Source organism: Chryseobacterium indologenes, assembly GCF_018362995.1.
Lineage (GTDB): Bacteria > Bacteroidota > Bacteroidia > Flavobacteriales > Weeksellaceae > Chryseobacterium > Chryseobacterium indologenes_G.
Genome location: NZ_CP074372.1, coordinates 4398664 through 4425213 on the forward strand (window position 1 = coordinate 4398664; position 26550 = coordinate 4425213).

The 26550-nt window shown below is 37.3% G+C and carries 20 protein-coding genes; 4 read left to right on the plus strand and 16 right to left on the minus strand.

Annotated elements, in window-relative coordinates:
* Window positions 1–79 precede the first annotated feature (79 nt).
* Both DYR29_RS20025 and DYR29_RS20030 read right to left on the minus strand, forming a co-directional pair.
* Window positions 80–2125: a M16 family metallopeptidase gene (locus DYR29_RS20025; protein WP_213278232.1), complete on the minus strand. Its 2046-nt coding sequence runs from the start codon at window positions 2123–2125 to the stop codon at window positions 80–82.
* A 53-nt stretch (window positions 2126–2178) separates the two neighbouring features.
* Window positions 2179–3492, minus strand: a complete 1314-nt coding sequence (locus tag DYR29_RS20030; protein WP_213278233.1) for a M16 family metallopeptidase — start codon at window positions 3490–3492, stop codon at window positions 2179–2181.
* 304 nt (window positions 3493–3796) lie between these two features.
* On the opposite strand from DYR29_RS20030, the gene DYR29_RS20035 reads away from it, so the two are divergent.
* Together DYR29_RS20035 and DYR29_RS20040 are read left to right on the plus strand one after the other, a co-directional pair.
* Complete coding sequence (locus DYR29_RS20035; RefSeq protein WP_213278234.1) at window positions 3797–6127, plus strand: ATP-dependent helicase; 2331 nt, start codon at window positions 3797–3799, stop codon at window positions 6125–6127.
* A 400-nt stretch (window positions 6128–6527) separates the two neighbouring features.
* On the plus strand, window positions 6528–9296 hold the full coding sequence (locus DYR29_RS20040; protein ID WP_213278235.1) for a TonB-dependent receptor plug domain-containing protein: 2769 nt from the start codon (window positions 6528–6530) through the stop codon (window positions 9294–9296).
* A 205-nt stretch (window positions 9297–9501) separates the two neighbouring features.
* Here the strand turns inward: DYR29_RS20040 and DYR29_RS20045 are convergent, their stop codons facing one another.
* The 5 genes from DYR29_RS20045 to DYR29_RS22950 all read right to left on the minus strand — a co-directional run bounded on the left by DYR29_RS20045 (window position 9502) and on the right by DYR29_RS22950 (window position 15008).
* The gene (locus tag DYR29_RS20045; protein WP_213278236.1) at window positions 9502–11343 is read right to left on the minus strand and encodes a carbon starvation CstA family protein; all 1842 of its coding nucleotides are present in this window, start codon (window positions 11341–11343) and stop codon (window positions 9502–9504) included.
* A gap of 192 nt (window positions 11344–11535) precedes the next feature.
* The gene (locus tag DYR29_RS20050; protein ID WP_213278237.1) at window positions 11536–12570 is read right to left on the minus strand and encodes an alpha/beta hydrolase; all 1035 of its coding nucleotides are present in this window, start codon (window positions 12568–12570) and stop codon (window positions 11536–11538) included.
* Window positions 12571–12592: 22 nt separating this feature from the next.
* A complete protein-coding gene (locus DYR29_RS20055) occupies window positions 12593–12976 on the minus strand; it encodes a DUF3037 domain-containing protein (RefSeq protein WP_047424345.1) in 384 nt (127 codons plus the stop codon).
* Window positions 12963–13736, minus strand: a complete 774-nt coding sequence (locus DYR29_RS20060) for a HipA family kinase (RefSeq protein ID WP_213278238.1) — start codon at window positions 13734–13736, stop codon at window positions 12963–12965. Before DYR29_RS20060 ends, DYR29_RS20055 begins: the two co-directional genes overlap by 14 nt.
* A 15-nt stretch (window positions 13737–13751) precedes the next feature.
* Window positions 13752–15008: a T9SS type A sorting domain-containing protein gene (locus DYR29_RS22950; RefSeq protein WP_213278239.1), complete on the minus strand. Its 1257-nt coding sequence runs from the start codon at window positions 15006–15008 to the stop codon at window positions 13752–13754.
* 61 nt (window positions 15009–15069) lie between these two features.
* Between DYR29_RS22950 and DYR29_RS20070 the strand changes: the two genes are divergently transcribed.
* Together DYR29_RS20070 and DYR29_RS20075 are read left to right on the plus strand one after the other, a co-directional pair.
* Window positions 15070–15912 (plus strand): alpha/beta hydrolase family protein, encoded by an 843-nt coding sequence (locus DYR29_RS20070; RefSeq protein ID WP_213278240.1) that lies wholly within the window; start codon window positions 15070–15072, stop codon window positions 15910–15912.
* Between the two features lie 49 nt (window positions 15913–15961).
* The gene (locus DYR29_RS20075; RefSeq protein ID WP_213278241.1) at window positions 15962–16468 is read left to right on the plus strand and encodes a hypothetical protein; all 507 of its coding nucleotides are present in this window, start codon (window positions 15962–15964) and stop codon (window positions 16466–16468) included.
* 195 nt (window positions 16469–16663) lie between these two features.
* Here DYR29_RS20075 and DYR29_RS20080 read toward each other — a convergent pair whose 3' ends face one another.
* The 9 genes from DYR29_RS20080 to DYR29_RS20120 all read right to left on the minus strand — a co-directional run bounded on the left by DYR29_RS20080 (window position 16664) and on the right by DYR29_RS20120 (window position 26444).
* The gene (locus DYR29_RS20080; protein WP_213278242.1) at window positions 16664–17488 is read right to left on the minus strand and encodes a flavin reductase family protein; all 825 of its coding nucleotides are present in this window, start codon (window positions 17486–17488) and stop codon (window positions 16664–16666) included.
* Window positions 17489–17549: 61 nt separating this feature from the next.
* On the minus strand, window positions 17550–17957 hold the full coding sequence (locus DYR29_RS20085) for a GxxExxY protein (protein ID WP_142719290.1): 408 nt from the start codon (window positions 17955–17957) through the stop codon (window positions 17550–17552).
* Between the two features lie 29 nt (window positions 17958–17986).
* Entirely contained in the window at window positions 17987–19234 is a 1248-nt protein-coding gene (fahA, locus tag DYR29_RS20090) for a fumarylacetoacetase (protein WP_213278243.1), read from the minus strand.
* A 54-nt stretch (window positions 19235–19288) separates the two neighbouring features.
* Entirely contained in the window at window positions 19289–19750 is a 462-nt protein-coding gene (locus tag DYR29_RS20095) for a hypothetical protein (protein ID WP_047382827.1), read from the minus strand.
* Window positions 19751–19821: 71 nt separating this feature from the next.
* Window positions 19822–20952: a 4-hydroxyphenylpyruvate dioxygenase gene (gene hppD, locus DYR29_RS20100; protein WP_213278244.1), complete on the minus strand. Its 1131-nt coding sequence runs from the start codon at window positions 20950–20952 to the stop codon at window positions 19822–19824.
* A gap of 234 nt (window positions 20953–21186) precedes the next feature.
* A complete protein-coding gene (locus tag DYR29_RS20105) occupies window positions 21187–21978 on the minus strand; it encodes a hypothetical protein (protein WP_213278245.1) in 792 nt (263 codons plus the stop codon).
* Between the two features lie 138 nt (window positions 21979–22116).
* Window positions 22117–23391, minus strand: a complete 1275-nt coding sequence (locus tag DYR29_RS20110; RefSeq protein ID WP_213278246.1) for an acetyl-CoA hydrolase/transferase family protein — start codon at window positions 23389–23391, stop codon at window positions 22117–22119.
* Window positions 23392–23609: 218 nt separating this feature from the next.
* On the minus strand, window positions 23610–25121 hold the full coding sequence (locus DYR29_RS20115; RefSeq protein ID WP_213278247.1) for a succinate CoA transferase: 1512 nt from the start codon (window positions 25119–25121) through the stop codon (window positions 23610–23612).
* A gap of 171 nt (window positions 25122–25292) precedes the next feature.
* Window positions 25293–26444 carry a homogentisate 1,2-dioxygenase gene (locus tag DYR29_RS20120; protein WP_213278248.1) on the minus strand — a complete coding sequence of 384 codons (1152 nt, stop codon included), beginning with the start codon at window positions 26442–26444 and terminating at the stop codon, window positions 25293–25295.
* Between the last annotated feature and the right edge of the window lie 106 nt (window positions 26445–26550).

A 26550-nucleotide genomic window follows, 5' to 3' on the forward strand; every position in this document is an offset into this window, starting at 1 on the left:
AAAAAAGAAGTCGCCAAATGTTGATAAAAATAAAAACGGCAACAATTGTTGCCGTTTTTTGTATAAAAATTGGATGTTGTTATTTAAAATCAGCATCTGTAGCCTTATTGATCTCATAAGACTTTACATTCATGGTCATATCCATTCCCATCTGGCTTACAGAGATGGTGTATGGCATTTTTACCCCTTCTACATCTTTGTAATTAGAGAATGTTGTCGGGATTGTCATTTCCTGACCTTTAGCTTTTATTTTCTTGGTTTCTCCGGTTTTTAATCCCGTTGCAACGCTGTAGTAATAAGTGGTATCTCCACCTTTAATTGCATAAGAATCTTCACCTCCGATTTTTTCAATTCCTCCTAATTTATAATCAGCAGATTTTGCAAAACCTAATTCTTCGAAAAGCTCCGGGTTCTTTTGTTTTTCAGCAATTTCTTCCGGTGTGATATCAACTTTTTGTCCCATTTGCATAGAATAACCAGTCTTCCCGTCAAATACCTGCTTCTGAACAACCTGTCCCATTGCTGTTACAGTTGTCAGCTCTTTTCCGCCTTGTGCCTTAATGATTTTAAAATCGATGTTTTGTCCTTGCATAGACATTGAAGCATTGGTAGTATATGAAGTAATTTTAGCCAGATTAGCTTTTCCTCCGATAGCATTGATGTATTTATCTGCGATAGAAGCAACCGTTACGCTTGCATCTATTTTTTGTACAGTTGGTTTTGCAACAGGGTTAGCATCCTTATCAAAATATTTTACCGGGTAACCTAGTTTTTCAAGTCCTTCAGAAATGTCAGATGCTTTACCTGCAATGAAAATTCTGCTTTGGTTAGGTAAAATGGTAGCTTTTACAGCATTAGTAACATCTGCAGCAGTTACTTTATCAATAGATTTCAGATAATTGGTGTAGAAGTCAGCTGGTAAATCCTGAACTTTTTGGTTTAATGCAAATCTTGCTATAGTAGCAGGCTGTTCTAAAGACATGATGAAAGACCCTTTCAATTTTGCTTTTGCATTTGCCAATTCCTCCGGTTTTACAGTAGAAATCGCATTAAGTTCATTCATGAATTCCTTAACGGCTTTGTCGGTAACCTCGTTTCTTACGCTTGCGCTTGCCGAGAACTGTGGAGAATACTTGCTGGCTACCATACTTGAATAAGCACCGTAAGTAAATCCGTTTTTCTCTCTAAGGTTCATGAAAAGTCTTGCTTCACCACCACCTCCAAGGATGTAGTTCGCGATTGTTGCAGGGAAATAGTTGGCATCTTTCATTTTCAGCGTGTTCAGGTTGTTTAGGGAAACAACAGACTGTACAGCAGAAGGAACATCCACTACATTAATCTCTGTTTTGGCAACATTAGAAGCAGGCTCCAATTGTGCAATAGGAGTATTTGCTTTTTTCCAGCTGCTGAAAGACTTTTCGATCAATGGTTTTACCTGGTCAAATTTTACGTCTCCAACGATTACTAAGTAGGCATTGTCCGGAGCGTAGTATTTTTTGTAAGTATTCTGTACGTCAGCTAACTGAATTTTGTTGATAGATTCAACGGTTTCAAATTCACCTCTTGAAGTATTTTTTCCATACATCAAAGCGTTAGAAACTTTTGATGCGATAGAAGAAGCATTTTTTTCCTCAGATTTTAATCCTTCGACAGCTCTTTCTTTAGAACTTTGAATTTCTTCAGCAGAGAATTTAGGATTAATAATTGCATCAGCCATTAAGCCTAAAACTTCAGGAAAATATTTTGAAAGTGAGTTCGCAGAAGCACCTCCTGAAGAGAAGTTAAGGTTAGCTCCAAGGTAGTCTACTTTTTTGTTGAAATCATCTTTGGAGATGTTTGTAGTTCCGTTTTCGAACTGTTCAGCCATAATTTCGCTTACTCCGGTTACAGCTCCTTCGTTGTATGGAGGTCTGTCCATAGAAAGACTTGCGCTTACTCTTGGCAGTTTATTGTTCTCAACCACCATTACTGTAAGGCCGTTGCTTAGCTGGAAAGTTTTTGGCTTGGCAATGTTAATCGTAGGAGTAGGTCCCGGTTTTGGCATTGCATTAAGATCTATTTTTTGTGCTGAAACCATTCCTGTAAAGAAAAACGCTGCAGCTATATATGTTAATTGCTTTTTCATTTGTAAAAATTTAATTTTTAATAATCATACTGTCACCTAAAAAGTTGAAATGATTACTTTTTCTCAGGTACGTAATTAATGACTATTCTTTGGTTAGAATTAAGATACTTTTTAGCAGCATTTTGAAGATCCTGTTTTGTGATAGATCTGTAAATGTCGATTTCTTTGTTGATCAAATTCGTGTCACCCATCAATACGTGGTTGGTTGCCAATGAAGCAGCAATTCCCTGAATGCTTGAGTTAGCATTTACAAACTGGTTTTCGTATTGGTTCTGAAGTTTTTGATAATCTTCTTCAGAGATTAAAGTAGTCTGAAGTTTTTTGATTTCAGCATCAATGTCAGCCTGTAAAGCCTGCTTTGTAGTCTGTCCCATCGGGATTGCAAAGAATGCGAAAATACTGTAATCTTCAAGACCCTGGTTGAAAGCAGCTACCTGAAGTGCTTTTTTGTCCTGGTCCACTAATTTTTTATATAAAACAGAAGATTTTCCGTTGCTTAAATAAGAAGAAAGCATATCTAAAACATAAGCATCTTTCTCTTTATTAGCCGGAGTTCTGTACGCGAAAACATAAGCAGGAAGCTGGATGTTCGGGTCAGTTGCTGTTACTTCCTTTTCCTGAGTGATAGGAGCATCTTTAGGGAAATCTTTTGGATATAAAGTTCCTTTTGGAATTCCTCCATAGTAAGTTTCGATCCACTTTTTAGTCTGTTCAGGTTTAATATCTCCTGCAACTACCAAAGTAGCGTTATTCGGAACGTAATACTTTTTGTAGAATGCCTGGAATTCTTCTAATTTAGCAGAATTCAGATCTTCCATAGAACCGATTGTAGGCCAGTTGTATGGGTGATTGGTAAATAAATTTTTCTGAATTGTGGTGAAAAGGTTTCCATAAGGCTGGTTATCCATTCTTAATCTTTTCTCTTCTTTTACAACCTCTCTCTGAGTATCTACCCCAATCTGGTTGATCACCGCATGACGCATTCTTTCAGCTTCCATCCAAAGTCCAAGCTGTTCGTTGTTGGAAGGGAATGTTTCATAGTAATACGTTCTGTCATTGGTGGTGTTGGCATTGTTCTGTCCTCCGTTTGAAGAAACAATCTTGAACCAGTCTCCTCTTTTGATATTAGGAGTTCCTTCAAATAAAAGGTGTTCAAAGAAGTGAGCAAAACCTGTTCTGCCTTTTACTTCATCCTTTGCACCTACATGGTACATTACACCTGTTGTTACAACCGGCGCCGAGTTATCCTGATGAAGAATTACGTGAAGACCATTGGGAAGGTCATACTCTTCGAATTTGATTTGCTGTGCATTCAGCATTAGCCCGAAGAAAGCTACGGCAGCAGCAGAAAGAAGTCGCTTTTTCATAAAATTTAGAAATTGTTTACCAATTAGTATGAAAAGTGAATTAAATGTTACAAAATGTATAGAAATAGATATGTAAATGTGAGTAATGAATGGTGAATTCGCTTCGCTTGTCAATTTGTTACGTGATTCGGGTTGCGGGATTTCAGACTATGAATAATCATTTACGATTCATTTGCGAAGCAAAATTGACCGTTGACCAATACTATCAATACAATCTTAATATTTCAAATCCCTAACTTCTACATGAAAGTTTGAATTCTCCTCTGAATACCTTAATTTTGTGTTCCCAAAATTTTTTTGCTGTATGGACTATTTGAAAGGACTCAATGAATCACAATATGAAGCCGTTACCTCTTTACAGGGACCTCTGATGGTGCTTGCAGGAGCAGGTTCCGGGAAAACGCGTGTACTGACCATGCGTATTGCTCATTTAATACACAATGGAATAGACCCTTTCAATATACTGGCGCTTACCTTTACCAATAAGGCAGCCCGTGAAATGAAAGACCGTATTGCAAAAGTAGTGGGAGACAGCAATGCAAGAAGTCTGTGGATGGGAACTTTCCACTCTGTTTTTGCAAGAATTTTAAGAATTGAGGCTCATTATCTTGGATATCCTTCCAATTTTACCATTTATGATCAGCAGGACGCCCTGAATGTGATCAAAAAAGTACTGAAGGATATGAATATCGATGCAGATCTTTATAAACCTAAAAAAGTTCAGGCAAGAATTTCAACCTATAAGAATAATCTGATTACGGTAAAAGCTTACTTCAACAATCCGGAACTGATGGAAGCGGATGAAAAGGCGAACATGAAATTTATCGGGCAGATTTATCAGAAATATGTAGACCAGTGTTTCAGAAACGGTTCCATGGATTTTGATGACCTTTTGTTGAAAACCAATGAATTATTGACCCGTTTTCCGGAAGTATTGGCAAAATATCAGGACAGATTCAGGTATATCATGGTAGATGAGTACCAGGATACCAACCACTCTCAGTATCTTATCGTAAAAGCATTAGCTTCAAAATTTGAGAATATCTGTGTGGTAGGGGATGACGCACAATCTATTTACTCTTTCCGTGGGGCTAACATCTACAATATCTTAAACTTTAAAAAGGATTATACAGATGCTAAAACAGTCTCCCTGGAACAGAATTACCGTTCTACACAGAATATTGTAAATGCGGCTAATGTAGTTATTGCAAAAAACTTACAGCAGTTTAAGAAAAATGTATTCAGTGATAATGAAGAAGGAGATAAGATCAAAATATACCGATCTCTTTCCGATGCTGATGAAGCGAATTTTGTAGCCGGAAACATCTGGGAACTTCGTAACCGCGATCAGAGAAAATACAGTGATTTTGCCATTTTATACAGAACCAATTCTCAGACACGTGCCTTTGAAGATGCGCTGAGACGTAAAAATATTCCATATAAAGTCTATGGAGGGCTTTCTTTCTACCAAAGAAAAGAAGTAAAGGACCTTATCGGTTATCTCCGACTTCTGATCAATGAAAATGATTCTGAAGCATTGATGAGAATTATCAACTATCCTGCAAGAGGAATTGGTGAAACAACACAGAATAAACTGATCGTTTTTGCAGATGCTCACAATATTGCAGTATCAAAAGTGTTGGAAAATCTTCCGATGTATGCCCCTCAATTAGGGCTGAACAATGGGGTTTTAAACAAGCTGAACGACTTCTGGTCTATGATAAAAGCTTTTCAGGTATTGCTGAAAACAGAGACGGCTTACAGTGTTGCTATGGAAGTGGCGAAACGAAGTGGTTTGATCAAATTCTTAAAAGATGATCAGACTCCTGAAGGAATTTCCAGAGTAGAAAACGTTCAGGAATTGATGAACTCTATGCAGGGGTTTATTGAAGAACAGATGCAGCTGGAAGACGGAGATCCGAGCCTTTCCAATTTCCTTGAAAATATTGCACTTTCAGCAGATACTCAGGATAAGAACCTGGAAGATGATATGGTTTCCTTGATGACCATTCACCTTTCAAAAGGATTGGAATTCCCGGTTGTTCATTTGGTAGGATTGGAAGAAAACCTGTTCCCAAGCTTTATGAGTTCTGCCACCAGAGAAGATCTTGAGGAAGAGAGAAGACTATTTTATGTAGCATTGACCAGAGCTGAGAAACAGGTGTTTTTCTCATATGCTGTTTCCCGTTTTCAATGGGGAAAAATTACTGATGCGGAACCTTCAAGATTTTTAAGTGAAATTGATGACGAATATATTGAATTCCTTAATCCGGCTCTTGAAAAAAGATTTATCAATAATTCAGGGGTAAAATCCAATATTTTTGATGAACATCCTTCTGAAATGAAATCTTTCAAAAAGGTTGAAAAGAAGACTATCGACAGAAGTGATGCTTCAAAACCTGCTCAGGAAGTAAGAAAACTGAAACCTGTAAGTACGGCTAAAATTATCAATCCAAGCGGAGCTTCTTCTCAGGATATTGAAGTAGGAGATAAGGTGAGACATGACCGTTTCGGAATTGGAGAAGTGAGTTTCCTTGATGGAACAGATCCTCAGAATATTAAAGCGAAAGTTATTTTCATCCATGAAGGAGAGAAAAACCTCATTCTGAAATATGCTAAACTGACTAAGATTTAAATTGTAAATATTTAAACATACAAGATAACGGATTCAATTTTGGATCCGTTTTTTTAACACGAAGTTCGCAAAGTGAATATCATATTGTGTTTATTTTTCGATCGCGATGACGTTCCACTCAGCGGAGTAAATTTTCTCTGCTAAACGAAGTGGCATTGCGATCATCAGACTAATAAGCTCAAGTTTCTTTGCGATCATGGCGTTTTTATTTTAGATCTAACATTCTATAAAACAATGTTTTTTATGGGAATGTTCTTAAATTATCATAACTTTAAATAGGGATAGAAAGAAACGATAACCATTTTTTATAAAAACAAAGTCTATTGATTTTGTAGACTAATAAATATATTTTACATTTGCACCTTGTAAAAAACATAAATGTTCAATCAAATTAAACTATATGAGAAATAAAAAAACTATTCTTTCGGCCTCTGTTTTATTTTTTCTTGGCGTATTTACTTACGGACAGGAAAAAGACAGCATAAAAACAAATAAAGACAGCATAAAAACCAATAATGTAGAAGAAGTAGTGGTGCTGGGGTCAAGAGCCGGAGCCAGATCTAAAACAGACAGTCCGGTTCCTGTAGATGTTTTCAATGTAAAAGAATCCTCAATAATCCTTCCACAAACCAATATCGGGCAAATCCTGAATGCGGTAGCCCCTTCATTTACTTCTACTATTCAAACCAATTCAGACGGAACAGACCATTTGGATCCTGCACAGCTGAGAGGTTTGGGACCAGACCAGGTATTGGTTTTGGTGAATGGAAAAAGAAGACACACTTCAGCATTAGTGAATGTAAACGGAACACCGGGAAGAGGTACCGTAGGAACGGATTTAAATGCCATTCCGTCTTTTGCATTAAACAGAATAGAAGTATTAAGAGACGGAGCTGCGGCACAATATGGATCTGATGCCATTGCCGGAGTGATCAATCTTGATCTGAAAAGAGATACAGGAAAACTGGCAGGACAAATCAGTTACGGGGGAAATTTAACACCAACAGCTAATGATCATACCGGGGATTTTGACGGACAGAATATTCAGCTGGATCTGAACTATGGTAATAAAATTGGAACCAAAGGAGGTTTCTTCAATATTACCTGGTCTTCACAGTTCAGAAATCCAACCTATAGAGCCGGAACAGAAAATGGACCTATTTATAATGCTTATAACGCGATTGAGCAACGCGCATTAAACGACGGAGTAAATCTTTCTTCTCTTTTTACGAATATAAACAATACTCCGAATTCACAGCAGCTTGTGAACTACATTCATCAGTATGCCCAGAATGTAAATTACTTTTCTCAGGATTTGCAAAACTCAATTCAGGGAGCCAATACCATTTCAGGATTACAAAATGTTTTGAAATCTGCCAACTTTACAAGAGATCAGCTTAATTATTTTACTGATCAGGAATTAGCGTACAGAGGACAGTCCAGAAAAGACTTCAATATGCAGGTAGGGCAGTCTAAACTTAATAATCATCAGCTTTTTATAAATGCCGAACTGCCAATCAATGACAATTGGAAGGTTTACACTTTCGGAGGATATAGCTTAAGACACGGAACTTCCGGAGGATTTTACAGAAGACCAAGTGAAAGCAGAACCTTTACAGGATTATATCCTAACGGTTACCTTCCACAGATTGGAACAGATATTCAGGATATTTCACTGGCTGCAGGAATCAAAGGGAAATGGGAAGGCTGGAATATTGATTTCAGTAATACATACGGTCAGAACTCATTCACCTATAACATTCAAAATACGGGAAATACTTCTTTACGTTTTGCTTCACCAAGAGAATTTAATGCCGGAGGACTGCGATTTTCTCAAAATACAATCAATTTAGATTTCTCCAAGAAATATGATGTATGGGAAGGAATTAATGTCGCTTTCGGAGCTGAGCATCGCTATGAGAATTTTAAAATTACTCAGGGAGAAGAAGCTTCTTATGCAACGTATGACGCTTCCGGAAATGTATGGAACGGAAATTCTGTGAGACCTACAGATTTCTTCGGAGCATTACTTCCGGGAGGTTCACAGGTCTTCAACGGATTTAAGCCTGAGAATGCGGTGGATAAAAACAGACAGTCAGTGGCAGCTTATGCAGATGTAGAATTTAACTTTACCAACTGGTTATTGGTAGATGCGGCAGCGAGATATGAAAATTATTCTGATTTCGGATCGACATTCAATTATAAATTAGCTTCAAGAATCAAGGTTGCCCCTAATTTCAATGTGAGATTTGCAGGATCTACAGGATTCAGGGCACCATCTATTCACCAGATCTATTATAATGTAACATCCACATTATTTACAAATAATCAGCTTTTAGAGGTGGGAACTTTCAGTAATGATTCACAGTTGGCAGGATTGCTGGGTATGCCAAAACTGAAGCAGGAAACTTCCAAATCAGCAAGTGTAGGATTTACTTATAAGATTCCTTCAGCAGGCCTTAGCTTTACAGCAGACGGATATTTTACGAGAATTGATAACCGTATCATTCTTACAGACCAGTTTTTAAGAAAAGATGTGCCTGCAGATGCACAAAAAGAATATGATAAATTAAATGTGAATGGTGCCCAGTTCTTCACAAATGCGATAGATACAGAAACAAAAGGATTGGATGTTGTGATTTCACATAATGTAAGATTTTCAGGAGTAAAACTTGATAATAACTTTGCGATTAACCTTAATAAAACCAAACAGGTAGGAGATATTCACTCAGCAGGCCTTTTACAGTCACCACAGCTTGAAAAAGTATATTTTTCTGAAAAATCAAGAATATATCTTGAAGAAGCGGTTCCTAGAGTGAAAGCCAGTCTTTCGCACACCCTTTCATGGAAGGATGCCACTTTCTATCTGAGAAACACCTACTTCGGAAAAGTAACAGGTGCTGATGTTATTGATGTAAACGGAGACGGGATTATAGATTTCAATGAACATCAGCAGATCGGAGATAAGATCATTACCGATATATCTGCTGCTTACCAGTTTACTAAAAATGTAGGATTGACTTTAGGAGTGAATAATTTGTTTGATATTTATCCAACGAAAAATCTTGCTGCCTCTACGAATAACGACCAGTTTATCTATTCACGTTCCACTTCACAGTTTGGACAGAATGGTAGATATGTCTTCGCAAGACTTAATTTCAATTTTTAAATAAAAACTACCGATAATGCTTATAAAAAAACAGTTCAGAATTTCTGAATTGTTTTTTTATGAACTTTTATTTTTGAACCATTAAGATTTAATAAGAGTTTAAGATAAGCTTAGCTTTAAGCTTAAAAATCAGAATGATTCATCTTAACTATACTTTATTTCTTAAATCCATTCTTAATGGTTTTAAATTTATAGAATGTGAATTTTATCTTTCTACCAGTTCCTTCACAGGTTCTCCGTAATGATCAATCACTGTTTTGTTGATTTGAAGCAATTGATACCATTTTCTGAAAGCTCCTATAAATACAATAAGCATCAGAATCATTGCTGTTGCCGCTAATGCAGCCAATAAGTACTGTCCTTTTGGAATATAGATAGCAGTCACCTGGATATACCCGGCCCAGAATGTAATTCCGGCCATAAAAACTCCCGGAACAGCAGAGCATAAAGCATATTTTCCCCTGTTCATCCTTATCAGCATCGTGGTACAGACGATAAGCCCACAGGCAGCCAGCAGCTGATTACTGATTCCGAATAACGGCCAGATGCTGTTTACGTTTCCAGTATATACCAGATATCCCCAGGCAAAAGTGAAAAGAAGGCTGCTGATGATAATTCCCGGAATCCAGTTTTTATCATTGAATTTCGGAACTACCGAACCCAGCATTTCCTGTAAGAAAAAACGACCCACTCTTGTTCCTGCATCAATGGCAGTAAGAATAAATACCGCTTCAAACATAATCGCAAAATTATACCAGTAAGCCGTCAGCTGATCCATATAAGGAATGTTGTTGAAGATATGAGCCATTCCCACAGCAAGAGACACTGCACCTCCGGTTCTGCCATAAAGATCAATTCCTATTTTCTGAGAATAATAATCAATATCTACTCCGTGTAAAGAAGGGTGGGTTGCCAAAAATGAATCATAAGCTTCTTTTGGGGTATTGATTGCGAAATAGTCACCCGGCATCAATGTACACGCGGCAATAAGTGCCATCAATGCTACGAAGCCTTCCACAAGCATTGCCCCATATCCTACGAATAGAATTTCTCTTTCTTTATTAAGCATTTTAGGAGTTGTTCCCGTAGCAATCACCGCATGGAATCCGGAAATAGCACCACAGGCAATCACGATAAAAATAAAAGGAAGTACAGGTCCGCCAATAATAGGTCCGCCACCATTGACAAAAGCTGTGATAGCAGGCATCTGTATAGTAGGGTGAATCACAATAACTCCGATAGCCAGCATGATAATAGTTCCAATTTTTAAATAAGTGGAAAGATAATCCCTTGGAACCAAAAGCAGCCATACCGGTAGTACAGAAGCGATAAAACCATACAGAGGAATCGCGATAGAAATTGTTTTAATATCCCAGGAAAATAAATTATTCATGGTTGGATTCTGCATTAGAGTATGACCTCCGATAATTCCGGCAATCAAAAGGATACCGCCCAAAATACTTGCAAACAAAACACTGTTCTTTCTGTAGCGCATGATCAGCCCCATGATGATGGCAATAGGCATAGTAATGACTACTGTAAAAAGAGACCATGAGGCTTCATGCATTGCATTGATACAGGCCAGCGATAAACCGGCCAGCGTAAGAATCAGGATGAATAAGATGGCAAAACCCGCTACAGTTCCCGTTGCTTTTCCTATTTCTTTAGAAGCGATGGTAGCGAGACTTTGCCCTTTATGTCTTACAGAGGCAAAGAGTACAACCATATCATGTACCCCGCCTCCCAATACACAGCCAATCAGAATCCATAATGCGCCCGGAAGATATCCGAACTGAGCAGCGAGAACAGGCCCGACTAATGGCCCGGCAGCCGCAATTGCAGCAAAATGATGTCCGAAAAGTACATTTTTATTGGTTGCGACATAATCTTTACCATCTGCAAATTCTACAGCAGGAGTCATATTCTGGTCGTTAAGCCTGAGAACTTTATTGGCGATAAAAATACCATAAACACGATAAGCTATCGCAAAAATAAGAACAGATGCAAATATGAGCGTAAGCGCATTGATATTATTCAGAGAATCCATATTGCGTATTTTTTTTAATGAATGATTAATTTATTGGTTGTTTTATTAAATATAATTTAAACATTAGCCAAGGTAATTAATTTTCAATTAAAAATAGTGATATGTATATCAATTTAGCATATTTGTTGTTTTAGTGTAGTTTATTTAGTTGATTTTTAATAGTTTAATATTATTTTACATGAATTATGTATATTATCTTTTTTGCGCGATGATAAAATCCACCATTTGATCTGTCATCTGATCCAATACAGTTTTATCTGTAGTTCCAAAACCATGTACGCCGCCATCAATGACAACCAAAGAATTTTGCACTTTTGCTCTGTTGAGTTTTCTATGAAGTTTTTTAGACTGGCTTAAAGGGACAATTTTATCTTTATTCCCCTGCATAATTAAAGTAGGAACCCCTCCTGAAACAAAATATACAGGAGAAAGAGTTTTAAGATACTCTATAGATTTGTCCTGATCTTTTCTGATATCATATCCGGAAATTCCTTTCACAAGATTTTCCTGTAAACCGACAATTTTTTTTGACATCAATCCGATCATTCCTACCGGAATTGTTCCTAATCTTGTATGGAAAAGCTTATTAAGATCGGCCGGACCATAATGATCTATCACATAATTTACTTTCGCAGAATAAGATGAAAGTTCCGGACTTCCCAGATAGGTATTATCAGGAGTATAGGCTGCCAGCAGGGAAAGATGAGCCCCCGCTGAAGCTCCGAAAAGGCCAATATTATTCATATCAAGGTTATATTTGTCAGCATTCTTTCTGACCCATCTTACGGCATCCTTAGTGTCTTCTAAAGGCAAAGGAAAATGGATGCTGTCACTCAAAAGCGTATAATTGATACTGATAACTGCATATTGTTTAGCCATCAGTTTTTGAATGGTTGTTTCAAGATAATTATCGGCATGAACCACTTTGTCACCTTCTATCCAACCACCTCCGTGAACATAGATCAGTACCGGAAGTTTTCCAGTAGCAGCATTTTTAGGAACATACAAATCCAGGGCAAGAGGTTTTCCTTTTCTGTTGGTCTTGTAAACAATATCTTCAGAAACTGTTGCAGTCTCAGGAAGTAAAGTGCTTTTTACTGGAGGAGTCTTAACCGGGATTTGTGAGAAGTTTTGTGAAAAAAATAAATTTGATATACTTAAAAATAAAACAAAAAACAGGTTTGTGAAAAACCTGTAGATTGATATGTTGTATATGGATGATTTCATAATAAACTTTTTAGAGGGTATGTTATTTTACTAACTCCTCAAAAAGTTTACCAAAAGTACTGTTTAAGTCCTTGGATTTTCCCGGATGAGGTCTGGAAGTCTGCACAACAGCACTCCTTACGGCTGTAAGCCAGCGGAAACGCTCAGGAATATCAAGCAGAGCAATAGGTCCGCCGTCTTTATCACCATTGGCAATTTTTTGAAAACTTTCAAGATTCTGGATAATATCTTCATAATCCAGCTTACTGTGCATGAGCTTAAATTTATCAGGACACAAATAAAATTCTACCCTGATGAATTTTTCCTTTTTGGAAAACATCACCAGCCCGATATTGAAAAATTCTTCTCTTTCAACTTTAGGGACCAAGCGTATTACCGCATATTCATATATTTTATCCTCTTGCATTTTTAGCTTCGTTTATAAAGATTTGAGAATTTTCTAATCTGGTTTTCAGAAACTGAAAATAGATCTCACGGATTTCGTCAGGGGTTTCATCAGCATCATTCCACTGCAGCCAGTCTTCAGGAATTGTATTGACAATCTCTCTGAAAAGGGTGTCATTCAGTACTTCATGGGCAAATTGATCTGCTTCGTCAAGCATTTTTGCCTTAGGAAGAAGGACATGGTCTTTCACATACTTGAAAGGTGTTTTTGCCGCTGTATCAAAATTCTGCCATGAATGGTGGAAGTAGAACGAAGCACCGTTATCAATGATCCAGAGCTCTTTATTCCACATCAGCATATTGGTATTTCTGAAAGTACGGTCAATATTGGTAATGAAGGCATCCAGCCATATTATTTTTGAAGCCAGAAGAGGATCAACACTTACTCCAGGATCATAAGTGATAGAACCGGAAAGATAATGTAAACCAAGGTTCAGACCTTCGGAAAATTTCAGAAGATCCTGTATTTCCTCATCGGCTTCCGTTCTTCCGAAATCGGCATCAACATTGATAAAAACAAGTTCAGGAATTTTTAGTCCCAATGCTTCGGTAATCTTTCCGCCTAAAAGTTCAGAGATCAGCATTTTTACCCCATGGCCCGCGCCACGGAATTTTAATACATATTTGAAATCATCATCAGCTTCTGCCAGAGCAGGAAGAGACCCTCCTTCTCTCAATGGCAGAATGTAACGCGTCACGGTTACAGTTCTTAAATTCTGCATGAAGCAAAAATAAGGTTATTTTTTTATAATCTTTTTAGTGAATTCCTTTTCACCAGCTTTATATTGTAAAAAATAAACTCCGCTGCTTAAATGCTGAAGCGGTAGAATATATCCTGAATCTGTTTTATTCAAATGATAATGAACCATTCTTCCGGAAACATCTGTAAGTGAAAGTACTTCAATTCTCTTTTTAGAACTAATGTTAATAAGATGTTGAGCAGGATTAGGATAAATCTGAACAGGATCTTCAATAGCTGTTTCTGCTATATTTAAGGTGTTTACTACAACCAGCTTTGTTTTGGTGGTAGTGACTCCGCAGGCAGCTGTTGTCAGCTTTACATTATAATTTCCTGCTGTAGGATAGGTATGTAGAGGATTTTCCAGAGTTGAAGTTGTGCCGTCACCAAAATCCCATGAATATGAGGCTGCATTCTGTGTTGTGTTGGTAAACTGAACCGTTCCTGCTCCGGTAAACTGATAAGTGAACCTGCTGTGAACATCATTATTCGTTACAAACCATTTAGCAGGCTGATTATAAACTTCTGTTTTAACGATATCCTTGATCAACTGTGCCTGCGCCGGACTAAGATTCCCATTAAAAGGGATCTGTGTAGGATCTTTCTTGAATATAATAGTGTAAAAGGTGTACGCAGCAGCCATAGATCCAATATAGCTAGGATGTGATTCATCCTGATCATACAATTCAATAGCAGGATTTTGCTCTCTGATCGTTCTCCACACTTTACCTACAGGTGAAATAATACCTTCATTAGTCATCGCCATTTCCATGTAACGGTTATAAATCTGAGTATCCATTCCCTGATAGGTACAGACAGCAGGAAGTCCCGGACAATTTGCAGCATCTCCGTTTTTACGGCCCCAGGTCATATAGAAGATTACATTTCCGCAGGGATTAGATGTTTTAATCAGATTGGAAAGCTGAAGCGCATAAGGATATACCTGATTTTGAACCTGAGAATCCGGAAATGATGGAAGCTGGCTCTGCTCCTGTAATACAACATAATCCCAGTTTCCCTGGTTGATGGTTGAAATCACATCCGGATTGTTGGAATGATCCTGCAGTGTGGACCCGCCCGGTGTATGGCTGTGATGCTCCAGTACATCGCCGTTAGAAGCAGCAATACTTTGGACAAGGTTAGGCAAATCATTAACGTAAGTATAACTGTTCCCGATAAAGAACACCCTTTTGGTCGCCTGACTGAGGATAAAAGAAAAAGTAATTAAAAATAAAAGAAGTAGAGTTTTTTTCATAAATTTCAATTTAAATTAATCCCATAAATATAAATAATATTAAATAAAACCCATTTATTTTATGAATTTGATTAGTCAAAAGAATATATATTTAGAAAATAAAGAAACAAAAGGTTTTCTTGCTGATGTTTTTTATAAAGACACTGAAAAAAAACTTCCGCTGGTAGTGTTTGTTCATGGATATAAAGGTTATAAAGATTGGGGAGCATGGAATCTGATGGCGGAAAAGTTTGCTGAAGCAGGTTTTTTCTTTGTGAAGTTTAATTTTTCCCATAACGGAACTACTGTAGATGATCCCTATAACTTTGGAGATCTTGAAGCTTTTGGACATAATAATTATTCTAAAGAGCTTTCTGACCTTGGCGTGGTCATTGATCATTTTAGTAAAGATCCGCATGTAGATGAAGAAAAGATCGTTCTTATAGGTCACAGCAGGGGAGGAGGAATTTCCATTATTAAAACATCCGAAGATGAAAGAATTAATGGGCTGATCACTTTGGCCAGTGTGGATACTTTAGATCGCTTTCCCACAGGAGAAGCTTTTGAAAACTGGAAAAAGAATGGAGTTTATTATGCTCTGAACGGACGTACCCAACAGGAAATGCCCCACTATTATCAGTTTTATGAAGATTATGAACAGGATGTTCATCGTTTTGATGTAGAGCGGGCAACGGAAATGGCAAAAGCTCATATGCTGATTATTCATGGGACAGAAGATGAAGCGGTAGAGGTAAAACAAGCTGAGCACCTTCATATTCTTCACCCGAATTCTGAACTTTTCCTGGTTGAAAATGCCAACCATACTTTCGGTGCAAAAGAGCCCTGGACAGACACAGATTTACCCAAAGATCTGAATACTGTAACCGAGAAATGTATTGATTTTATCAAACAAAAATTGAAATAAAACGTTTAAAACTACGTTATTATAAATTAACCACCATATCAGTATAATTATGAAAAAAATTATTGCAGGAGCATTTGCGCTCTCATTATGTGTTATTTCGTGTAAAAAAGAAAATAAAACAGAATCTTCAGCAAGCACAGATACTTTGGCTACAGTAATGCCTAAAGATTCTGTCATTACAAAAAATGATTCTGTAGCATCACCACCTCCTTCTGCACAGGCTCCGGACAATATTATTACCAAAAATGTTGGTAAGTATCCGCATGATATCAAATTCTTTGAGGATAAAAGCATCACAGATAGACTGAAAAAGCTAGCAGGAGCTCAATATGATGAAATGGTTAAGAATTTCAATGTAGAAAGTCCTGTTACATCAGAAAACGGAATTTATAAACTGTCAGGATGTAAGCAGCATGACTGCCCGGGATATGCAACACATATCTACTACGATGCCAAGAATGATAACCTGAATGTTTCTATTGATAAAAACGGAAAGGTAACAGACTTTGCTGAAAAAGGGAAAATAACGGTTTCCGAAACCTTGAAAGCGAAGTAAAATATAAGTTGGAAAGCTGGAAAATAGAAGCTGGAAGCCATTAACAGTGTTCAATATCTATTGAAATCAGAATAGGACTATTTTCCAAAGGTTATTAATTTGGGAAACAGTTATTTATAAGAATTTATGTACTTCCTGCTCCCAGCCTCCAACTTCGAGCATAAAAAAAGAAGCCTGAAATTTCAGGCTTCTTTTTTATTTTACCGTGAGTAAAATCCAGGCTTCTTCCACTTTACTTTCCAGAAGCAGTTTCTGGGCATTAAGGTGGATATCATCATCCGCATGGAAGTCACCAGCAGGTAATATTTCTGTATTGGCAAGCATTCCAAGGTCATTGCCTGTAAATACTTTACTGTACTTAATTGCATCAGGCAGCTGATCAAAGCCAATTCCTTTTGTGACCAAAGGTTTTGGAACTTCAAAAAGGCTGTTCTCGTTACTTCTGGAATACCAGTTACTGCCTAAACGGGCTACCATATCCAGTTTTTTCTGATCCAGATTTCCGGCTTCATTCAGATATTCTTCTCTGATATGGATTTTCTGCACTTCACAGATCACCAGATTTCCTGCACCGCCCTGATCTCCCAATGACTTTACCTCTAAAACTTTACATTCAAAGTTGACGGGGCATTCTTCAATCAGTTTGGGCTGTACAAGATCTGCCTCTTTCATGGTAAGACCGGATTTAATAAACTCATTGACTCCGGTTTCATATTCTGTAGAAGCTAACGAGATTTGCTGTACAATCGGAAAATTGACTGTTCCAATAACGACTTCCGGTACTTCAAGAACATTTTCTAACGTGTGCTTCGTTGTATTGTCACGTACTCTCCTTGACGGTGAAAAAATCAAAATCGGAGGAACCGTACTGAACATATTAAAAAAACTGAACGGAGATAAGTTAATGGTACCATCTTTATCTACCGTAGATGCCAGAGCAATCGGGCGTGGTGAAACGGCCGTCTGCATGATGGTCTGAAGTTGTACGGAGGTTATCTCGGAGGGGATTACTGTTTTCATATTTTATTTAACCACAAAAGGCACAAAAGTTTTAAGCTAAAACAGCTTTAATTTTTAAAGTTCAAAAAAGCATATCATAATATTGGTTTACGAAGGTTTCCTGTCCTTCATGATATAAATTTTTCACATTAAAATTTACCAAAATGCCTTTTGGTTTTTTCATTAAGTTAATATAATTTAGAAGTTGAGCTCTATGAATCTCTGTTAGTTTTGATACTGATTTTAATTCTACCACAATCAAGTCTTCAATTAAAAAGTCACAAAAGAAATCACAATTAATTTCTTTTCCTTTATAATATACCGGAACTTTTAGCTCAGACTTATAATTAATATTTCTCAATCTAAATTCTTCTTCCAGGCATTTATGATAGACACTTTCCAATAAACCAGGCCCCAGAACTTTGTGAACTTCTATACAAGCACCATTTATCTTATATGTCAGATCTGTTAAATAGGACTGTGTAATCATAATCCTTTTGTGACTTTTGTGGTAGAAAATTATAGTGTTGGAATAATTTTACCGGAAACTTCACCGAAACCTACTCTCACACCATCTTTTTCAGCCCAGGCTTTCATAGTAACCGTATCATTATCTTCAATGAATTTTCTTTCTTCACCGTTGCTTAATGATAACGGATTTTGTCCTCTCCATGTAAGCTCAAGCATAGAACCGAAAGATTTTGGATCACTTCCAGAAATGGTACCGCTGGCATATAGATCTCCCACTTCCACGTTACATCCGTTTACGGTGTGGTGGGCAAGCTGCTGGGTCATATTCCAGTACATGTGTTTGTAGTTGCTTTCGGAGATCAGGTTTTGTTCTCCGTTTTCAGGCTGAATATAGACTTCAAGGTTGATATCATAATTTTGATCTCCTTCAAATTTTAAATATTCCAGAACTTCAGGATCCTGTACCGGTGAAGATGTTCTGAACGGTTCTAAAGCTTCAAGAGTAACTACCCATGGAGAAATAGAAGAACCAAAGTTTTTCGCAAGGAATGGCCCTAGCGGAACATATTCCCAAGATTGGATATCTCTTGCAGACCAGTCATTGAAAATAACCATTCCGAAAATGGCATCTTCTGCTTCTTTGGTAGAGATACTTTCTCCCATCTCTGTATTTTTATTGATGATGAAAGCCATTTCCAATTCAAAATCCAATTGTTTACATGGTCCGAATACTGGTTTATCAGCATCAGCAGGTTTCATCTGACCTTTCGGGCGGTTGATTTCTGTTCCGGATACTACAATTGAAGAGGCTCTTCCGTGGTAACCTACCGGTAAATGTTTCCAGTTAGGTAATAAAGCATTTGCAGGATCACGGAACATTTTTCCTACGTTGGTAGCATGTTCAATGCTGCTGTAGAAGTCTGTATAATTTGGAATGTGAACAGGCATCATCATTTTTACTTTATCAAGATCATAAAAAGCTTCTTCTATGGTTTTCTGATCCTTTGATAAGATTGAGCCTTCCTGTAATAAGGTCTGAATTTTAGTACGAACTGCATTGGTAACAGGTTTACCAAGCTCGATAAATTCGTTGATGGTATATGCTTCAAAAACATTGTCGTCTAATCCTTCAATATCTTCAAAATAGCCAAGATCATACAAAGTAGCAAGATCAACTACCTGATCTCCGATTCTTGTACAGCATCCGATATATTCTTTGTTAAAAACTGCGACTCCGAAAGGAATATTATGTATAGAAAAATCCGAGTTTGAGGAATAGTCTACAAATGATTTCATAAGTTTAGATTTTAGTTAGATTAAAATATTGCTGAGAGCATTTTCTCAGAACATTTATTTTGCCTTTTTTGAGTAAGATGCTTCATCTATCCATCTGTCTCTGGTATTGACATCGATGAGATATAAAATATTATCCTGCTGGGTCAACAATAATGTTTTCGTAACAGGCATTGGGATTTTTTTATTTTCAAGCATATCTGCTCTTAAAGAAATAATATTTTTTTTTCTGACGATATCCCCGGTGAAAACATTAGAACTGCTTTCTCCAGTAGCTTTATCATCAAAAACTTCTACATAGGTGGCATTGTTTCCTTTGATAATAATAAAGTCCCGTTCCGTATGATCAGCCTCATCTTTGATGAAAACAAATTTCTTGTTGTCAATATTTACATTTTCAAGATGCTGATTGATGCCTTTTCTTTGTTCAAGTCGGTTAAGGATTTCATTCAAAGAACCATATTGAGCTTTAAGCCCTAAAGTTCCTAAAAGGGAAATCCCAATTAAAAGTTTTCTCATATACTGTGTTTTATAAAAAAGTTTTGCCAGAATACTGTATTCTGACAAAACCTATATTTTTTAATGTAAAATTAAAGATTACCTCTTCTTTCCTGCTCTCTTTCCAATGCTTCGAATAAAGCTTTGAAATTTCCGGCACCAAAACTCTGTGCACCATGTCTTTCAATGATTTCGAAGAATAGAGTGGGACGGTCTTCTACAGGCTTGGTAAAGATCTGCAATAAGTACCCTTCTTCATCATGATCAATAAGTATACCTAAATCCTGAAGTTTTTTAAGATCTTCATCAATGTGGCCTACTCTTTCAGGAACCATGTCGTAATAAGCTTCTGGTGGAGCAGAAAGAAACTCTACACCACGTTTTTTCAATTCCGTTACAGTGTGGATGATATCTTTTGTAGCAACAGCGATGTGCTGTACACCTTCTCCTTCGTAGAAATCAAGATATTCTTCCACCTGAGATTTCTTTTTACCTTCAGCTGGTTCGTTGATAGGGAATTTTGCATATCCGTTTCCGTTTGACATTACTTTAGACATCAAAGCTGAATATTCTGTATTGATCTGCTTGTCATCAAAAGAAAGGATGTTTACAAATCCCATTACTTTTTCATACCATTCTACAGTAGGGATCATTCTGTTCCAGTCAACATTTCCTACGCAGTGGTCTACATACAATAAACCTGCTTCTTCAGGCTTATAGTCACTTTCCCACTTTTCATATCCAGGCATGAAGGCTCCGTTGTAATTTTTTCTTTCTACAAACATGTGAACGGTTTCTCCATACGTGTAGATACCGGACATTCTTACCTCACCATGCTCATCAGTTAAAGTTACAGGCTCTAAATACGGTTTACCACCTCTTTTAGTTGTTTCTTCAAAAGCTGCATAAGCGTCATCTACCCAAAGTGCCAAAATTTTTACTCCGTCACCATGTTTTTTTACGTGCTCGTTGATAAGAGAGTCAGACTTAAGTCCGGTAGTTAATACCAATCTGATTTTTCCCTGTTGAAGCACATAAGATGCACGGTCTCTTACTCCTGTTTCAGGACCCGCATAAGCTACAGACTGAAAACCGAAAGCGGTTTTGTAATAATGGGCAGCCTGTTTTGCATTTCCTACATAAAACTCAATATAATCTGTACCGTTAATCGGTAAGAAATTTTCTGCTTGAGCTATTTTCTCGGCAAATGTAAGTGTTGACATATTTTCTCTTTTACTTTTATTTTATTGGTATGCAAATTACAAAAATCTTAGACATTGCGAAAATATTCCCTTGGATTCATTGAATATATTTAACATAAAGTTAAAGAAGAGTTTACTTAAGTATATTTAAGTTTCTTACGTTTAAAATCGGGTACTTACATTTGTAATACAAAAGACAAGTGAAAAAAATATTTCGAAACATGAAAGCCGTAGAAATTTTCTACGGCTTTCTTTTTATATTGTTTCAATTTTTCTGTTTAACATTCCGGCATCGGGATTATAATTATCCCATATCTTCCAGGTATTGTTTATTTTCCGGATGAAGTAGATCTGGGTGCTCAGCTGGTTGACAAAATGCTCTTCTCCCGTTTCTCCCACTTTGAACAGAAGGTTCCAGAATTCCTGAGACTCCAGTATTTTTTTGTCCGGCTCATCTGTAACGATATGAATATCAAAAACTTCATAATTGGACCTGTTGTTTTTAGTAACAAGATGAAAATCCTTATCACACAGTTCTTTACTGAATTGTGACGCTCTTTCCAGAAACGGGGAATCATCAAATACAAGGCCTTTTAAAAGTTCAGTATTGTGAGTGGGAAAGAGCTTATAAAATTCAAAAGCAGCAGCACAGTAATCATAAACCATCTGCGTAAGCTGTGACTGATCATCTGTCTCCTCATTATCCTGCTTCTTATGTCTCACAGATAGAATATAATCGTTCAGGTCTTTGTAACCTAAGAAAATACAGATCTTATCTAATGTTTTAAGAAACCTGAGATCATTATGGGTTTTATGCTGGTAATCATTTTCAAAAAAACGCTGCAGGGTAACATGCGAAATGGTATTTCCAATTTCAAATTTTTTTCCCCCTTTCAGTTCTTCAGCTTCTGATAGTTCATCTTTAATAATTTCGGAAAGAATAATATAATGGCTTCGCTTCCATTCATCCACATTCCCCAAAACGGAATTCCTTACCTTGGAATGCTTTATCACTTCTTCCCGTATCGAATTATATATAGTTTTCAATTTGCTTGTTTTTGAATGAGTTTTATCAAAAATACTGCCAAAAGATTAGTGCTTTTTTATGATTCTGCGGAATTGGGTTCAAAATATGTTTTGAGATTTTAGATAAAAAACAATTTGGAAATCCTTACCATTTGATTATCAGTGTTTAAATCTCTCGAAGGCTGCTCTCTCCAGCATTTCCCTATCGTCCGGATGGGCAATGCTGATGAGCTCCTGTGCTCTCTGGCGAAGGTTTTTCCCATACAGATAGGCTGTTCCGTATTCAGTAATAACGTAATGAATATGTCCTCTTGTGGTTACTACACCAGCTCCCTGTTTAAGAAAAGGAACGATTCTGGAAATTCCCTTTTTCGTTCTTGCGGTAATGGCTATGATAGGTTTTCCGTCATCACTTAAAGCTGCACCGCGCATAAAGTCCATTTGTCCCCCGATTCCGCTGTACTGCATAGTTCCGATAGAATCGGCACATACCTGTCCTGTAAGATCTATTTCGATGGCAGAATTGATAGCAACCATTTTTTTATTTCTCATGATATTAATCGGGAAGTTTACTTCGCTCACATCTCTGAAGGCAAATACGGTGTTGTCATCTACATAATCATACAGTTTTCTGGTTCCGAAGCAGAAGCTTGTAATGGTTTTATTATCGTTATAGCCTTTGTATTTATTGTTGATGACATCATCTTGAATGAGATCTATAACCCCGTCACTCAGCATTTCGGTATGAATCCCCAGGTCTTTATGATTGGTAAGGCATTTCAAAACTGCATCAGGAATTGTTCCGATACCCATCTGAAGGGTAGACTTGTCTTCAATAAGTTCAGCCACATTTTTCCCAACAAGCATTTCTTCAGGACCTACTTTTGATCCATAATCTACCGTTGGAAGTTCTTCTTCATGCCAAACCAGTTTATGAATTCTGCTGATGTGGATCATCCCGTCTCCGTGGGTTCTTGGCATTCTGGGATTAACGATAGCAACAATGATTTTTGCAGTATCCACCGCTGCTCTTGCAATATCTACAGAAGTTCCCAGCGTACAGAAACCATGTTTGTCCGGAGGAGATACCGTAACAATTGCAACATCCAGAGGCAGGATATTTTTTCTGAATAAAATAGGAATTTCACTTAAAAAGACTGGCACAAAGTCTCCTCTGTCAGAATTCACAGCATCACGCACAGGAGTAGAAACAAATAACGAGTTGACGAAGAAGCTGTCTTTGTATTCCGGTTTTGCAATTTCCACATTGCCTTGTTGGGTAATGGAAACCATTTCTACATTTTGCAATCGGTGAGACTGTCTTGCCAGCTCATCAATCAGGTAGTTGGGAGTACATGCACTACCGTGAAAAAATACCCGGTTTCCGCTTTTTATAGTATATATTGCTTCTTCTGCACTGATGTAATTATTCATATTTTGTCTTTTTAAAAGGGTGTTCAACGTATTTTACATCTCATAAAAATACTGCTCTTCTTTCAAAGATAATCTTTATAATTTTATATTCATATAAATATTTTAAGGATATTATACAGACTTTTGTCATATGAACCCACCGGATATGATGTAACAGGAAAAGGACCAAATGCGTTGGCATTCAGTCCTTTTTATCTTGTTATTTTTTGATGAAAATTTTAATTAGCGGCTTCTACAGCAGTTTTCTGCTTCATACTTCCTGTTTCTGCAAATCGTAAATGCCAGCTGAATGATTCTTCCAGCAAATGAGGAGTATGACCTCCTCTTTCACAGGCTCTGTCAAAATAAGATTGCAATTCTTCTTTGTAATCAGGATGAACACAGTTGTCAATGATTTTCTGTGCTCTTTCTCTCGGTGCTAATCCTCTTAGATCGGCCAATCCTATATCCGTTACCAGAATGTCTACATCATGTTCTGTATGATCCGTGTGAGAAACCATTGGAAGAATATGGGAAATATTATTGCCTTTTGATGCGGCCTGAGTTACAAAAATACTTAGATAAGCATTTCTTGCAAAGTCTCCGGAACCTCCGATTCCGTTCATGATTTTTGTTCCTCCGATGTGGGTAGAGTTTACGTTTCCATAGATATCGAACTCAATAGCCGTATTGATGGCGATAACTCCTAATCTTCTGATTAATCCTGGAGTATTGGAAATATTCTGAGGTCTTAAAACGAATTTGTCTTTGTATTTTGAAAGATTTCCTAAGACTCTTTCGTAGCATTCCTGAGAAACGGTAATGGAAGATGCTGAAGCGAAGCTTAATTTACCAGAATCGATCAGATCGAATGTACTGTCCTGAAGTACTTCTGAAAACATGGTCAGGTCATAAAAATTGCTGTCTTTGAATCCTGTAAGAACTGCATTGGCCACTTTACCGATACCTGCCTGAAGAGGAAGCAATCTGTCTGTAAGGCGCCCCAAAAGAACCTCATTTTCAAAGAATGCAAGTAGATGTTTGGCGATGGCTGTTGTCTTTTCGTCCGGTTCTGCAATATCTGCCGGGCTGTCTTTACGGTTGGTAAAAACTATGGCTTCAATTTTTTCAGGATCTACAGGAATGCTTTTTCTTCCGATTTTGTTCCATGGCGCTACAATAGGAATAACGTTTCTGTAAGGGTAATCTTCAGCCTGGTAGATGTCATGGATTCCATAGACTTCTTCAGGAACTTCTGTGTTGATTTCGATGATCACTTTTTTAGCCAAAGCAGCGAAGGTTACTGAATTCCCCACAGAAGTAGTAGGAACAATGCTTCCGTCTCTTTCAATATAAGCAGCTTCGATAATGGCTACGTCTATGCTTTGAAGATTTTTGGTGTGGAGAAGTTCGGCACTTTCACTCAAATGCTGGTCGATGAAGAGAATTTCACCGTTGTTGATCTTGTTTCTTAAAATAGGATCCACCTGGAAGGGCATTCTTTTCTTTAAAACATTGGCTTCTGCCAGTTTTCCGTCGGTACCGTGTCCCAGTGAAGCTCCGGTCATTAAAGTGACTTTCAGATCTTCTGTTTTTCCTCTTTCTGCCAGTGCCGGCAAAATAGCTTTGCTGTCACCTGCTTTTGTAAAGCCGCTGGACCCGATAGTCATGCCGTCTTTAATAATTTTTACAGCATTTTCTGCCGTGGTTACTTTTTGGTGTAGACTTTCTAATCTGATTCTTTCTAACATGTAATATTGATTTTGTTTTAAACCACCATTACTTAGGATGCGTCATGAAAAATAATGATGGCTAATATGTTAACCATACTTCACAAATTTACGAAAAAAGACGCTTTAAATAAAGGATTTAAAGCGTCTTTTGTATGTATTCAGTAATACTTTTTTGATAATTTTACTGTTTTACTCCAACCATGAAGTTTTATAAGAAGGATCTTCTACCTTTAAAGCTTCTTCGGTAATTTTCAAAGGACGGAAAGGATCAACCATAACGGCATATTCTTCCGTGAATTTTTTACCGATACTTCTTTCCATCGCTCCCGGATGAGGTCCGTGTACAATTCCTCCCGGGTGAAGCGTGAAATCCATCAAATCAATATGATTACGGCTCATGAAATCACCTTCTGTATAGAATAATACCTCATCAGAATCAATATTGGAGTGATTGTAAGGAGCAGGAATAGCCTGTGGATGGTAATCATACATTCTTGCACAGAATGAGCATACTACGAAATTATGTCCTTCAAAATTCTGATGAACCGGTGGCGGCTGGTGAATTCTTCCGGTAATCGGTTCGAAGTTTTTAATATTGAATTTATATGGATAAAAATATCCGTCCCAGCCTACTACATCAAACGGATGTGTTGCATAGATGAAGTCCGTAATCTGGTTTTCTTTTTTAACTTTGATCAGGAATTCTCCTTTTTCATCTACTGGCTCTTTGAAAGTAGGAGCAATCATGTCTCTTTCGCAGAACGGAGAGTGTTCCAAAAGCTGCCCGAATTCATTTCTGTATCTTTTCGGAGTATAAATAGGAGAGTGGCTTTCTAATACAAAAAAGACCGTATCATCAGACTTCAGTTCAACCTGATAAATTGTTCCTCTCGGAATAATAAGATAATCTCCGGTTACGAATTCAAGGTCTCCTACAAAAGTTTTTAATATTCCGGCTCCGTTATGAACGTATAAAAGCTCATCACATTCCGCATTTTTGTAGAAATAATCCATTGATTTTCTTGGCTTGGCTAATCCCATTTTCAGATCATTGTTCATCAAAAGGATTTTTCGGCTGTCCATAAAATCGTCTTCAGGGGTTACATTCATTCCCTTAAACATTCTTGGAGCGACGTTTTTTTCCACAGCTATTTTGGGAGTGACATCTTTCGGCTCACCGATAGATTTGATCTGCGTAGGGCGGTGGATATGATATAACAGAGAAGAAATACCATGGAAGCCTTCTGTACCGAATAGCTGTTCATAGTAAAATTTATCTTCCGGAGACTTAAAGATCGTATGTCTTTTTGGTGGGATATTTCCCGCTAGATGATATCTCATTTTACTTTCGTATGTAGTTTCTCAAATTTAATCATTTTTCATGAATTGGCTTAATCTATATTTTTTCAGTAAAGTTTTGTATTTGAAAAATAATTGTTAGATTTGT

What these genes read in the sequence shown, in the direction of transcription:
- DYR29_RS20025 (WP_213278232.1), bottom strand. Translation starts at nt 2,125, where the DNA reads ATGAAAAAGCAATTAACATATATAGCTGCAGCGTTTTTCTTTACAGGA.
- DYR29_RS20030 (WP_213278233.1), bottom strand. Translation starts at nt 3,492, where the DNA reads ATGAAAAAGCGACTTCTTTCTGCTGCTGCCGTAGCTTTCTTCGGGCTA.
- DYR29_RS20035 (WP_213278234.1), top strand. Translation starts at nt 3,797, where the DNA reads ATGGACTATTTGAAAGGACTCAATGAATCACAATATGAAGCCGTTACC.
- DYR29_RS20040 (WP_213278235.1), top strand. Translation starts at nt 6,528, where the DNA reads ATGAGAAATAAAAAAACTATTCTTTCGGCCTCTGTTTTATTTTTTCTT.
- DYR29_RS20045 (WP_213278236.1), bottom strand. Translation starts at nt 11,343, where the DNA reads ATGGATTCTCTGAATAATATCAATGCGCTTACGCTCATATTTGCATCT.
- DYR29_RS20050 (WP_213278237.1), bottom strand. Translation starts at nt 12,570, where the DNA reads ATGAAATCATCCATATACAACATATCAATCTACAGGTTTTTCACAAAC.
- DYR29_RS20055 (WP_047424345.1), bottom strand. Translation starts at nt 12,976, where the DNA reads ATGCAAGAGGATAAAATATATGAATATGCGGTAATACGCTTGGTCCCT.
- DYR29_RS20060 (WP_213278238.1), bottom strand. Translation starts at nt 13,736, where the DNA reads ATGCAGAATTTAAGAACTGTAACCGTGACGCGTTACATTCTGCCATTG.
- DYR29_RS22950 (WP_213278239.1), bottom strand. Translation starts at nt 15,008, where the DNA reads ATGAAAAAAACTCTACTTCTTTTATTTTTAATTACTTTTTCTTTTATC.
- DYR29_RS20070 (WP_213278240.1), top strand. Translation starts at nt 15,070, where the DNA reads ATGAATTTGATTAGTCAAAAGAATATATATTTAGAAAATAAAGAAACA.
- DYR29_RS20075 (WP_213278241.1), top strand. Translation starts at nt 15,962, where the DNA reads ATGAAAAAAATTATTGCAGGAGCATTTGCGCTCTCATTATGTGTTATT.
- DYR29_RS20080 (WP_213278242.1), bottom strand. Translation starts at nt 17,488, where the DNA reads ATGAAAACAGTAATCCCCTCCGAGATAACCTCCGTACAACTTCAGACC.
- DYR29_RS20085 (WP_142719290.1), bottom strand. Translation starts at nt 17,957, where the DNA reads ATGATTACACAGTCCTATTTAACAGATCTGACATATAAGATAAATGGT.
- fahA (WP_213278243.1), bottom strand. Translation starts at nt 19,234, where the DNA reads ATGAAATCATTTGTAGACTATTCCTCAAACTCGGATTTTTCTATACAT.
- DYR29_RS20095 (WP_047382827.1), bottom strand. Translation starts at nt 19,750, where the DNA reads ATGAGAAAACTTTTAATTGGGATTTCCCTTTTAGGAACTTTAGGGCTT.
- hppD (WP_213278244.1), bottom strand. Translation starts at nt 20,952, where the DNA reads ATGTCAACACTTACATTTGCCGAGAAAATAGCTCAAGCAGAAAATTTC.
- DYR29_RS20110 (WP_213278246.1), bottom strand. Translation starts at nt 23,391, where the DNA reads ATGAATAATTACATCAGTGCAGAAGAAGCAATATATACTATAAAAAGC.
- DYR29_RS20115 (WP_213278247.1), bottom strand. Translation starts at nt 25,121, where the DNA reads ATGTTAGAAAGAATCAGATTAGAAAGTCTACACCAAAAAGTAACCACG.
- DYR29_RS20120 (WP_213278248.1), bottom strand. Translation starts at nt 26,444, where the DNA reads ATGAGATATCATCTAGCGGGAAATATCCCACCAAAAAGACATACGATC.